The sequence below is a fragment of the Mesorhizobium sp. M6A.T.Ce.TU.002.03.1.1 genome, assembly GCF_003997275.1.
GTDB classification, from domain to species: Bacteria; Pseudomonadota; Alphaproteobacteria; order Rhizobiales; family Rhizobiaceae; genus Mesorhizobium; species Mesorhizobium mediterraneum.
Genome location: NZ_RZTI01000162.1, coordinates 1 through 11,899, shown reverse-complemented (window position 1 = coordinate 11,899; position 11,899 = coordinate 1). Strand labels below are relative to the sequence as shown.

11 protein-coding genes are annotated in these 11,899 nt (G+C 64.1%); 6 read left to right on the top strand and 5 right to left on the bottom strand.

Annotated elements, in window-relative coordinates:
* On the bottom strand, positions 1 to 465 hold a 465-nt coding region (locus EOC93_RS29765), incomplete at its 3' end, for a MarR family transcriptional regulator (RefSeq protein WP_127206400.1).
* 139 nt (positions 466 to 604) lie between these two features.
* Here EOC93_RS29765 and EOC93_RS29760 point away from each other — a divergent pair.
* The 4 genes from EOC93_RS29760 to EOC93_RS29745 all read left to right on the top strand — a co-directional run bounded on the left by EOC93_RS29760 (position 605) and on the right by EOC93_RS29745 (position 4,022).
* The gene (locus EOC93_RS29760) at positions 605 to 1,075 is read left to right on the top strand and encodes an isoprenylcysteine carboxylmethyltransferase family protein (RefSeq protein ID WP_164759327.1); all 471 of its coding nucleotides are present in this window, start codon (positions 605 to 607) and stop codon (positions 1,073 to 1,075) included.
* Positions 1,076 to 1,340: 265 nt separating this feature from the next.
* The gene (locus tag EOC93_RS29755; protein ID WP_127206398.1) at positions 1,341 to 2,195 is read left to right on the top strand and encodes a MetQ/NlpA family lipoprotein; all 855 of its coding nucleotides are present in this window, start codon (positions 1,341 to 1,343) and stop codon (positions 2,193 to 2,195) included.
* A 101-nt stretch (positions 2,196 to 2,296) separates the two neighbouring features.
* A complete protein-coding gene (locus EOC93_RS29750; RefSeq protein WP_127206397.1) occupies positions 2,297 to 3,385 on the top strand; it encodes a methionine ABC transporter ATP-binding protein in 1,089 nt (362 codons plus the stop codon).
* Complete coding sequence (locus tag EOC93_RS29745; RefSeq protein WP_127206396.1) at positions 3,366 to 4,022, top strand: methionine ABC transporter permease; 657 nt, start codon at positions 3,366 to 3,368, stop codon at positions 4,020 to 4,022. The genes EOC93_RS29750 and EOC93_RS29745 overlap by 20 nt, the downstream gene beginning before the upstream one ends.
* A 1-nt stretch (position 4,023) precedes the next feature.
* On the opposite strand, the gene EOC93_RS29740 is transcribed toward EOC93_RS29745, so the two are convergent.
* From EOC93_RS29740 to EOC93_RS29725, 4 genes are all read right to left on the bottom strand, one after another.
* Positions 4,024 to 5,139, bottom strand: coding sequence for an aminomethyltransferase family protein (locus EOC93_RS29740; RefSeq protein WP_127206395.1), 1,116 nt, complete (start codon positions 5,137 to 5,139; stop codon positions 4,024 to 4,026).
* 64 nt (positions 5,140 to 5,203) lie between these two features.
* The gene (locus EOC93_RS29735) at positions 5,204 to 5,980 is read right to left on the bottom strand and encodes an ABC transporter substrate-binding protein (RefSeq protein WP_127206394.1); all 777 of its coding nucleotides are present in this window, start codon (positions 5,978 to 5,980) and stop codon (positions 5,204 to 5,206) included.
* Positions 5,981 to 6,103: 123 nt separating this feature from the next.
* Positions 6,104 to 7,849 (bottom strand): hydantoinase B/oxoprolinase family protein, encoded by a 1,746-nt coding sequence (locus EOC93_RS29730; protein ID WP_127206393.1) that lies wholly within the window; start codon positions 7,847 to 7,849, stop codon positions 6,104 to 6,106.
* A 1-nt stretch (position 7,850) separates the two neighbouring features.
* On the bottom strand, positions 7,851 to 9,935 hold the full coding sequence (locus EOC93_RS29725; protein ID WP_127206392.1) for a hydantoinase/oxoprolinase family protein: 2,085 nt from the start codon (positions 9,933 to 9,935) through the stop codon (positions 7,851 to 7,853).
* Positions 9,936 to 10,167: 232 nt separating this feature from the next.
* Here EOC93_RS29725 and EOC93_RS29720 point away from each other — a divergent pair, with 232 nt between their 5' ends.
* Both EOC93_RS29720 and EOC93_RS29715 read left to right on the top strand, forming a co-directional pair.
* The gene (locus EOC93_RS29720; RefSeq protein ID WP_126104134.1) at positions 10,168 to 10,995 is read left to right on the top strand and encodes a ferredoxin--NADP reductase; all 828 of its coding nucleotides are present in this window, start codon (positions 10,168 to 10,170) and stop codon (positions 10,993 to 10,995) included.
* Between the two features lie 161 nt (positions 10,996 to 11,156).
* On the top strand, positions 11,157 to 11,899 hold a 743-nt coding region (locus tag EOC93_RS29715), incomplete at its 3' end, for a deoxyribose-phosphate aldolase (protein ID WP_127206391.1).

Genomic DNA, 11,899 nt, shown 5'->3' with positions numbered 1-11,899 from the left:
CACCTCGTCGCTGAGCTGCCGCACGATCTCGGCGCTCTTGCGGATATCGGCTTCGTCGAGAGCGACGCCCATGGTCGAGGCTATCCCCATGAGCTGGGCGGTCAGCTCGCCGTAGCGCGCGTCGCCTTTGCGCGTCAGCTGCACAAGCTTCGAGCGCCGGTGCTTCGGATTGTCGATGAATTCGACGAGCCCCTCGGCCGCAAGCTCATCCGCAAGCCGCTGCATGCGCTGACGGCTGGTGGGCCGCATCTGGGCGATCTGCGGCACGGTGAGCGGACCAAGCAGCGCCAGGCTTCGCATGAAGCCGAACGCACCGCCGCCCCAACTGGTGATGAGCCCGGTCTTCTGGCCGAGAGCCCGTATCCTGAAGAAGCACTGGGCCACTTCGAGCATCAGCTCGGTGATCGCCTCGGCCTTGCCGTCAACGATGGGGTCCGCCCCAGTCCCGTGTCGTGCCGACGCCATCGCTTCCGTTCCCTTTGCCTAGGCCAACTTCCTCGATTGACACCGCTGTTGTCAACTTCTAGAATGACACCTTAGTTGTCGTTTCTAGGCGGCTATGGGCTTCGTAGCGCCTCAAGCATCTGCGGGAGCAGACATGGCAATGGCTGGGCAAACCGACACCGAAACCGCAGGCGTCATCGCGAGACCGCCCCTGCTCTTTCTCGCTGCTCTTCTGATTGGCTTCGTCCTGGATCGCCTGCTGCGTTTGCCGTTCCCGGTTGCGGGGGCCTGGATCATCGGCGGCTCGCTGATGCTGATCGGTTTTGCGCTTTTCATCGCGGGCATTCGCAACTTCTCTCTAGCTGCGACGCCGGTGCCGACGAATGAGCCGACGCGCGTGCTGGTGACGACCGGCATCCACGGATGGACGCGCAATCCGATCTACCTCGGCATGTTCCTCGTATACGCCGGCATCGGCGTGGCCGCGCAGAATATTTGGATCCTTGTCCTCACGCTGCCGCTTGCCATCCTGATCCGCTACGGCGTCGTCGCCCGCGAGGAGGCCTATCTCGAGCGGCGCTTCGGCGATGCGTATCGCGACTACAGGCAAAGCGTGCGGCGGTGGCTCTGAGCGGGAAAAGCGCGGACCGGGAAAGCGACCGCGTTGCGTCTGGTTGCGCCAAGGGATCTCGCCAAAAAATGGCGTGCCCCGCCTACACGATGCACGCGGTAAGCGCCCCTGTGCTCGCAATCGCATAATCTTTGAGAGAATATTCCCGGCTTCGCATCTGGCGAGAAACGCGGTTCTTTGATCCGGCGGCCAGCATCCTCGATGCTGTGCATAAGGCTTCGCACTTGGCTTGGCCACCATGATCTAACAACGGACGGGATTCATCATGATCAGGAATACCAACACTTTGCTGTCGTCCTTTTCGGCAACTATAAATCGCCGCACAAGTCTTGCATTACTTTTCGCTTCGGCTGTCGCAATTGCCGGCTTGGCTACGCCCAGTTCGGCCTTTGCCGAGGACAAGAAGGCGATCAAGGTTGGCATCATCAGCGGCGAGGATGAAGACGTGTGGCGCGTCGTCACCGCGCAGGCGGCCGAGAAAGGGCTGACGATCGAGACCGTGGTGTTCAACGATTACACCCAGCCGAACGAGGCGCTGGAACGTGGCGAAATCGACGCCAACGCCTTCCAGCACAAGCCCTATCTCGACAATCAGATCAAGACACAAGGCTATCACATCGTCCCCGTCGGCTATACCGGGGTCTGGCCGATCGGCCTCTATTCCAAGAAATACGCGAAGGTTGCCGAGCTGTCCGAGGGCGCCGTCATCGGAGTGCCGAACGACCCGTCCAATGAAGGCCGGGCGCTGCGCGTCCTGCAGAATGAGGGCCTCATCAAGCTGAAGGACGGCACCGGTATCCTGGCGACAACGGCCGATATCGCCGACAACCCGAAGAAACTGGTCATCAAGGAGCTCGACGCCGGCATCGTCGGGCGTTCGGTGGAAGACCTCGACGCGGCCGTGGTCAACACGGATTGGGCCCTGAAAAGCGGCCTGACCCCCGAAAACCGCATCGCGCAGGAGCCGATCGCCGACAATCCGTATCGCAATTTCATTGCGGTGAAGGCCGGCAACGAGAACGAGCCCTGGGTGAAGACACTGGTGGCTTCCTATCAGAACGAGGCGGTAAAGGCCGAGTTCGACAAGGTCTACAAGGGCACCGGCCTCAGCGCCTATTGATGCGACATGGGTCCGGGGCGTCCCGGGATATGAAAAAAGCGGTCCGCGCCCAGCGCGCGGGCCGCAATCCTATTCTACGGACCGCCGAAACAGGAACGGCCATGAACCAGCATTTCCCCGCAACTGCCAAGATACCGGTCGGCACCCCGGAGCGGCCGGAGGACGTCGTGCGGCTCACCGGGCTGAAGCGCCGCTTCGGCGCGACGCCGGCGCTCGACGGCGTGTCGCTCGCTGTGCAGAAGGGCGAGATTCTCGGCATCATCGGCCGCAGCGGCGCCGGCAAGTCGACGCTGATCCGCTGCCTCAACGGTCTGGAGCGGCCGGATTCCGGCCAGGTCTTCATCGAAGGCCGCGAGATCAGCCGGCTCGGCGAGCGCGAATTGCAGCCGCTCAGGCGGCGCATCGGCATGATCTTCCAGCATTTCAACCTGCTTTCTGCCAAGACCGTCGAGGACAATGTGGCGCTGCCGCTCAAGATCGAAGGCCGTCCCAGGGCCGAACGTCTGGCGCGCGCGGCCGAGCTGCTCGAGCTCGTCGGCCTGTCGGAGAAGGCGAAAGCCTATCCGGCATCGCTGTCGGGCGGCCAGAAGCAGCGCGTCGGCATTGCCAGGGCGCTTGCCGCCCGGCCCGCGCTGCTGCTCTCGGACGAAGCCACCTCGGCGCTGGATCCGGAGACGACCCGCTCCATCCTTGCCTTGCTGAAAGACATCAACCGGCAGCTCGGCCTGACCATTCTGCTGATCACCCACGAGATGGAGGTGATCCGCTCGATCGCCGACCGCGTCGCGGTGATCGACGCCGGCCGCATCGTCGAGGAAGGGCCGGTGTGGTCGGTCTTTGCCGATCCGAAGTCGGCGATCACCCAGAGCCTGCTTAGCGGCATCCGGCCGCAATTGCCGGCGGAGATCGCACGCCGGCTAATGACGGCGGAGGGCGATGAGGCGGTTCTCAGGATCGACGTGGCGGGCGAGGCGGCGCGTAGGCCGCTCCTGTCCGACCTCGCCGCTGCCGTGCCCGGCCCGTTCCGCCTCGTGCATGGCGGCATCGACCATGTCCAGCGGCAGCCTGTCGGAACGCTGTTCCTGGCCGTGCCGGGCAACGACGCAAACCATCTGACGCGGGTGATCGCGTTCCTGAAAGCCCGCGAGGCGCGGGTGGAGGTGCTTGGCCATGTCGCCAGTTTTGCTTGAGCTCCTGCTGCGTTCGATCTGGGAGACGATCCTGATGACGGCCGCGTCCGGATTCATTTCGCTGCTTTTCGGACTGCCGCTCGGCTTGGCGCTGGTCGCCACCGACCGCGGCGGCATCGCCGAAAGCCTGTGGGTGAATCGCGTCCTCGGCGCTGTCATTAACGGCTTCCGCTCGGTGCCGTTCATCATCCTGCTGGTCGCGCTGATCCCGGTGACACGGCTGATCGTCGGCACCTCGATCGGCACCTGGGCTGCGATCGTGCCGCTGTCGATCGCGGCCACGCCCTACTATGCCCGCATCGCCGAAGTGTCGCTGCGCGAGGTCGACCACGGACTGATCGAGGCGGCGCGCGCCATGGGCGGCAACCGCTGGACGATCATCCGCGAGGTGCTGGTGCCGGAAGCCCTGCCCGGCATCGTCGCCGGCTTCACGGTCACGCTGGTGACGCTGATCGGCGCCTCGGCGATGGCCGGCGCCATCGGTGCCGGCGGGCTTGGCGACCTCGCCATCCGCTATGGCTACCAGCGCTTCGAGACGTCAGTCATGGTCGCCGTGGTCATCGTCCTGATCATCCTGGTCTGCGGCATCCAGTGGGCCGGCGACCGGCTGGTCGCAAGGCTGGATCATAGGGGGTAGATCAAGCCCTCAGCCTGATCCCTTCCGGATCGAAGAACGGCATCGGCGACACCACCGCGCGTGTTGGCGTGCCATCGATGTCGATGCTGAGTTCCGTTCCGATCTGCGTGAATGGCAGCCGAAGATGCGCGGTCGCCAGCACCGTACCCAGCGAATAGCCGTGGTCGCTGTAGGTGACGACGCCGGCATCCTCGCCGCCGGCCAGAACCCGCGCATTCGCCGCCGCCGGTGTGCTGCCTTCGACGGTCAGCCCGGTCCAGCGCTCGTCGACGCCTGTGTCGCGAACTTTGAGCAAGGCCTCGCGGCCGACGAAATCGCCCTTGTCGAACTTGATCCAGCTGTTAAGGCCGACATGGAACGGCGTGCGGCTCTCGTCCATGTCGATGCCATGCGCCGGATAGGCCTTCTCCAGCCCCAGCGTGAACATCGCCAGCACGCCATAGGGTTTCAGGCCAAAATCGCGGCCGGCCCGCATCAGCATGTCCCAGACGGCAGTGGCCTCGTCGGCCGGCACGAAAAGCTCGAAACCGAGCTCGCCGGTCACGCCGGTGCGCGAGATCAGCAGCTTCGTCTCGCCGATCCGCCCTGATGTGAACGACCAGCGTTTCAGGCCATCCAGGTCGGCGTCTTGCACCAGCACTTTCAGTAGCTCGCGCGAGCGCGGCCCCTGTATCGTCGGAAAGGCGATGGCCGCCGTGATGTCGGTGACATAGGCTTTTCGGCGCTCGGCGTGATGCAGCAGCCAGGGCAGCATTTTCTGGCGGTTGACGGAGCCGGTCACCAGCATGAAATGCTCGGGCCCGAGCCTGAACACGGTGAGGTCATCCATGATGCCGCCATCCTCGCGGCAGACGGTCGAATAACGCACCTGGCCCGGCCGCATGGCAGCGGCATCGTTGACGATGACATGGTTGACCAGGGCCTCGGCGTCCGGGCCTTTGATGTCCATCTTGCCCATGGTGCTGAGGTCCTGGACACCGACATTTTTGCGGGTGTTCAGATGCTCGTCTGCAATGCCGGAGTAATATTTTGCCGAGATGAAATCGCCGCCGACCCGGCCCATCGTCGCGCCGAGCCCGACGATGCTGTTGTAGAAGGGCGAGCGTCTTTCCGGCACGAGTTTTTCTTCCGGTTACAAGAAGGCTTAGCGCTCGCTCCCGAACGCCTTTATGCGTCTCCGCCTACTCGCCGTAGACGTCGAAGGAAAAGTACTTGTCGTTGATTTCCTTGTATTTGCCGTTGGCGCGCAACGCGTCGATCGCGGCATCGAGCTTGTCGGTCAGATCCTTGTTGCCCTTCTGCAGGGCGATGCCGACGCCTGGGCCATGGATAGCCGGGTCGGGGGCCAAGGTGCCGAGCAATTTGCAGCAGGCGCCTTCAGGCTTCTTCAGCCATTCGGTCAGCAGGACAGAACCGTCCATCACCGCGTCGAGACGGCCATTGACCATGTCGGTGCGGGCATCGTCGCCGGTCGGATAGGGCTTGATGGTGGAGCCGCTATATTTCTGCTCGGCAAAATTCTGGTAGATCGTCGCGCTCTGCACGCCCAGCGCCTTGCCTTTCAGATCCTCGGGCGAGGTGCCCGTGACAGTCGAATCCTTCGGCACCGCGATAGCCGGCGGCGTCTGGTAGTATTTGTGGGTGAAGTCGACCTTCTCGGCCCGTTCCGGCGTGATGGTGATGTTGATGATGGCGTCGAACTTGCCGGCCTGCAGTGCCGGAATCGAGCCGTCGAAATCCTGCACGATGAATTCGCATTCGGTCTTCATCTCAGCACACAGCGCCTTGCCGAGATCGATGTCGAACCCACCCAGCGTGCCGTCGGCATTGGCATAGTTGAAGGGCGGATAGGCGCCCTCGGTGCCAAGCCTGAGTTTCTTGTCCTGGGCAGAGGCGGCGCCGGTTGCGAGAGCCAGGGCGACGGACGCGGCAAGCACGAAACGACCGAAAAGGCGCATGATCCAGATCTCCGTTGACAGGGCAAGTCTACGGGGTTTTGTGCCCCCGGCGGAGACGGAAACGACATGCCCTGCGGCGATCACGGCGCACAGGGAGGTCGGCGTTTGCGCGGACCAGCGACACTAGCTGGCGGCGCGCTTCTTGTCCGTCGCAGCCCGATTGATCGCCAGCCTGTCCGCCGACAGAGCGACACCGAATTTTCCATCGGCTTCCTCGGGCGTATAGTATCCCAAGGCCACATCCCTCAGCACCAGTTCCGGATCGCGCTGCAACGGATCGCCATAGCCGCCGCCACCCGGCGTGCCGACGCGCACACGGTCGCCGGCCTTCAGCGCGATGTCCTGCTCCTTGGAGAGGTGCGGCGGCACATGTTCCTTGCCGTCGCGGAACACGGTCACCGTGTTGACCGCGCCGTCCTTGCCGCCGAGCGCGCCCTGCGGGCCGAAGCGGCCGTGGTCCATGACGAAGGAGGCGCGGGCGTCGCCACGCAGGATCTCGACCTCATAGGCGAGTCCAAAACCACCGCGATGCTTGCCGGCGCCGCCCGAGCCTTCGCGCAAGGCATAGTGGCGATAGAGCACCGGGAAGGCCTGCTCCATGATCTCGACCGGCGGCGACTTGGAAATGCCGATGGTCGAGCAGCCATTGGTCAGGCCGTCATGACCGGCATTGCCGCCATAGCCGCCGCCGGAGATCTGGTACATGACGTAGTCGCGGCCGCGGGCCGGATCGTTGCCGCCGAGCGCGAAATTGCCGCTGGAGCCGGCCGGGGCCGCCGTGACCTTGTCCGGCAGGGCCTGCACCATGGCCGCGAACACCGCCTCGGCGATGCGTTGCGAAACCTCGGCCGCGCAGCCGGACACCGGTCGCGGATATTTGGCATCGAGGAAGGTGCCTTCCGGCCGCTTGACGATCAGCGGCTCGAAGGCGCCGGCGCTGATCGGCACATCCGGGAAAATGTGGCGCATGGCGAGATAGACCGACGACAAGGTCGTCGCCAGCACGCTGTTCATCGGCCCGGCACAAGGCTTCGACGAGCCTGAGAAGTCGAAGCTGAGCGTGTCGCCCTGTTTCTCCACAGCAAGCGCGATTGTCAGTGGCTCGTTCACCACCCCGTCGGAATCGACGAAGGCCTGCGAGCGATAAATCCCATCGGGAATGGCTGATATGTTGGCGCGCATCTGCTCGGCGGCGCGGCGGCGCAGTTCGGCGATCGCCTCGACAACCGTTTCGTCGCCGTAACGATCCAGGATTCCGTTCAGCCGGTCCTGGCCGATCAGCAGTGCTGCCGCTTGCGCCCGGATGTCGCCGATGCGCTGGTCGGCGACGCGGATGTTCGAGCAGATGATGGCGTAGATCTCGCGATCGAGCACGCCCCTCTTGAACAGTTTCACCGGCGGCAGCCGCAGGCCCTCCTGCTCGACCGCCGTTGCCGAGGCGGAAAAGCCGCCCGGCACCGAGCCGCCAATGTCAGGCCAGTGGCCGGTGTTCGACAGCCAGCAGAAAATCTTGCCATCCCTGTAGACCGGCATGGCGAAACGCACATCCATCAGGTGGGTGCCGCCGAGATAGGGGTCGTTGACGATGTAGATATCGCCTGGCTCGGGCGGCAGGCAACGGCCGTCGGCGATCATCTCGATCACCGTCCTAGTCGAATACTGCATCACGCCGACGAATACCGGCAGACCCTGGCTGCCTTGCGCGATCAGCGATCCGTCGACGGCGGAATAGATGCCGTCGGAGCGATCGTTGGCCTCGGCTATGACGGGCGAAAAGGCGGCGCGCGAGAACGTCAGGTCCATCTCGTCGCAGACCTGCTGCAGCGCCGCCTGGATGACCGAAAGCGTGATAGCGTCGAGCTTTTCCATCTCAGGCCTCACCAATGTCGATGATGATATTGCCGTCGGCGTCCGATCGCGCCCGGTCGCCGGGCTCGAGCACGGTGGTCGCGTCCATCTGCTCAAGAATCGCGGGCCCTTCGATAACGGCGTCGAGCGGCAGCTTCTCCCTGCTATAGACCGGCGTGTCGTGCCAGCGCCCGCCATACCAGACCGGCCGGATCTCGCGGCGCGCCTCATCGAGCGTTCTGGCGCGGCCAGCCGGGTCGATCAGCCGGGACAGATCGATCGCCGGCCGCACACCCGTCACCGAGGTGTTGAGATTGACCAGATTGGCGCGGATCTCCGGCAGCTCGACCTTGAAGCGGGCGAAATAGGCCTTTTCGAACAGTTGCTGCAGCACCGCGCGCGTCACCGCGGACGACGGCAGCGGCACGTTGATGATGTGGGTCTGACCGACGAACTGCATGTCGGCGGAATGCGTGACCCGGATCGTCTCCGGCTTTACCGCTTCCTTGCCGATCAACTCCTCGCCTTCGTTTCGGTGCCGTTCCAATACTGCGTGAAGTTGGGTTTCATCGAGCTCCGCCACCGGCTGGTTGACCGTGTTGACGAAGTCGTGCCTGAGATCGGCGACGACGCAGCCGAGCGCATTGGTGATACCCGGCCGTGCCGGCACCAGCACTTTGGGCAGGCCGAGCTCGCGCGCCAGTGCCGTCGCATGCAGCGGCCCGGCGCCGCCGAAGGCGAACAGCGCAAAATCGCGCGGGTCGTGGCCGCGCGACACCGAGACCATGCGGATGGCGCCGGCCATCCTCATGTTGCCCAGTCGCAGCACCGCTCCCGCCGCCTCGACGCCGGACAGGCCGGTGGCACGGCCAATCCTGTCCTCGAAGATGCCGGTGACATGCTCGACGGTGACCGGATTCTCGACCGCAAGCAGCTTCTTTGGCGCCAGCCGGCCGAGCACCAGATTGGCATCGGTGATGGTCGGCTCGTTGCCGCCGCGCCCGTAGCAGATCGGGCCGGGATTGGCGCCGGCACTTTCAGGGCCGATCTGGATCAGGCCTGCCGCATCGACGCGGGCGATCGAGCCGCCGCCGGCGCCGACCGTATGCACCGCCACCATCGGCACATGGATCGGCATCGCATATTCGATCTCGATCTCGTTCGACACCGCCGGCTCGGCATTGCGGATCAGTGCCACGTCGGTCGAGGTGCCACCCATGTCGTAGGTGACGAGGTTTTCGAAGCCGGCGCGTTTTCCCGTATAGGCGGCGGCAATGACACCGGAGGCCGGGCCGGACATGACGGTCTTGGCCGACTCACGTGTGACAAAGCGGGCCGAGATCATGCCGCCATTGCCGTTCATGATCAGGAAGTCGCGGGCATAGCCTTGCGATCCCAATTCCTTGCGCAGCCGCTCGACATAGCGTTCGAGAATCGGCTGCACCGAAGCGTTGACCGAGGCGGTCACGCCGCGCTCGAATTCGCGCGCTTCCGACAGCAATGCGTGGCCTGACGTGATGTAGCCGTTTGGCCAAAGCTCGGCGGCGATCTCGGCCGCCCGCCGCTCATGCGCCGGATTGGCATAGGAATGCAGGAAATGGATGACGAGGGATTCGCAGCCGGCCTCGATCAGGCTTTTCACCGCGTCGCGCATCTCGGCTTCGTCGAGCGGAATGCGCACCGCGCCCGAGGCTTCGACGCGCTCCGACACTTCAAGCCGCAGATTGCGCGGAATGATCGGGACGAAGGTGCCCGTCATGCCATAGGCCTGCGGCCGTGTCCGCCGGCCAAGCTCGATGACGTCGCGAAAGCCGCGCGTGGTGATCATGCCGGTCTTAGCCAGCCGGCGTTCCAGAACTGCGTTGGTGGTGGTCGTCGTGCCATGCACGATGAGGTCGATGCCGTCGACCGGGAAGCCGGTGGCGCCGAGCGCCGAGACGACGCCGAAGGCCTGGTTGTCGATAGTGGTCGGGGTCTTGGCGATATGCACCCGGCCGCCGCCACGGCCGTCGATCAGAAGCAGGTCGGTAAAAGTTCCGCCGACGTCGATGCCGGCGACGACACTGCCCAGGGAATCCAGCGTCTGCGCCGAAAAATTCTCTTTCATTGTCGAAACCCGAAATGCCCGGACTACTGATATGTCTCAGTTTGGAAAGGTGTTTCACGCTGGCGTCTTGACGCAAATATCATTTGTATACTAATAAATTCCGGACACAAGAGCTTACCGCTTCGCAGTGTGCAAACGGCACGCCGGAACCTGATCGGTTCGGGCGCGCAGGAGAAGGTTTGGCGCCCATCTGAAGATTGGGTCTTGAGCCCGGGCCAGAAGGTTAGGTTTGATGAACACCACATCCGCGCTCAACACCGCCGACGCCCGGCCGTTGCAGTTCCCTATACCGGCCAATGTCTATGCCGAGACCGTCGTCTCGGTGAAGCACTATACCGACCGGCTGTTCTCGTTCCGCATCACCCGGCCGCAGTCGCTGCGCTTCCGTTCCGGCGAGTTCGTCATGATCGGCCTGCCCAACGCCGAGAAGCCGGTGTACCGCGCCTATTCGATCGCCAGCCCTGCTTGGGACGACGAGCTGGAATTCTTCTCGATCAAGGTGCCGGATGGCCCGCTGACCTCGGAGTTGCAGAAGATTGAGATCGGCGACACCGTCATCATGCGGCAGAAGTCGACCGGCACGCTGGTGGTCGACGCGCTGACCCCGGCCAAGCGCCTGTTCATGATCTCGACCGGCACCGGCATCGCGCCTTTCGCCAGCCTGCTGCGCGACCCCGATACCTATGAGAAGTTCGAGCAAGTCGTCCTGACTCACACCTGTCGCGACATCGCCGAGCTCACCTACGGCCAGGAGCTGGTCGCGGCGCTGGAGAACGATCCGCTGATCGGCGATCTGACCGGCGGCCGCGTCACGCTCTACAATTCGACGACGCGCGAAACCTCCGAGCGCATGGGCCGCATCACCGCGCTGATCGGCTCGGGTAAATTCTATACCGACCTCGGCATCGACAAGCTTGATCCTGAGACCGACCGCATCATGATCTGCGGCTCGATGCATATGCTCAAGGACGTCAAGGAACTTGCCGAAAGCCTCGGCTTCCAGGAAGGTTCGCTGCATCATCCGGCGAGCTTCGTCGTCGAGCGCGCTTTCGTCGGCTGAGGCGCCGGGACGCTGCGGCGTCCGCCTCATGCAGGTTTTGACCGTACGGTCAAAAATCTGCTGCTTTCGTCGCCTTTTTCAACTATGACGGCCTGAAGGACTCGTGAAGCGCTGCTTCACGGTCTATCTTCGGCACAAGTCGTCGAACGAAAGGGCAGGAGATGAGCAGCACGATCCGCGAGGCCGATCTCGGTGCGTCCAAGATCACGCCGCTGCCAGCGCGCACCGCCGCCAATGCACCGGCGCCGCAAGCGCACGGTATTGCCCGCAATCCCGGCATGAAGCTCGATCTCGGCTTCATGGAATCGATGCGCAGCGTCAACCGCTCGGCGCTGGAGCGGCGTGTCGCCAGCCTGACCAAGCGGCGCTCGATCAAGGCCGACAACCAGGCCGCCTGGCTGCTGCGCGCCGTCGCCTGCATGGACCTGACCACGCTGAACTCGAACGACACCGAAGAGCGCGTGCGCCGGCTCTGCGCCAAGGCGGTCGATCCGATCCGCCGCGACATCGCCGAAGGGCTCGGCATCACTGGTCAAAAGATCCGCCCGGCGGCGGTCTGCGTCTATCACCCCTTCGTTGCCACCGCCGTCGAGGCGCTGCGCGGCAGCGGCATCCATGTCGCCGCCGTATCCACCGCTTTCCCGCACGGCCTCACCCCGCTTTCGACGCGCCTGCAGGAGATTGAAGCGTCGGTGAGGGACGGCGCCGACGAGATCGACGTCGTCATCCCGCGCGGCCTGGTATTCGGAGCGAAGTGGCAGGAACTCTATAACGAGATCGTCTCGATGCGCGCCGCCTGCGGCGAGGCACATCTGAAGGTTATTCTCGGCACCGGCGACCTCGCCACGCTGCGCAACGTCATGCTCGCCTCGATGGTGGCGATGATGGCGGGCGCCGATTTTAT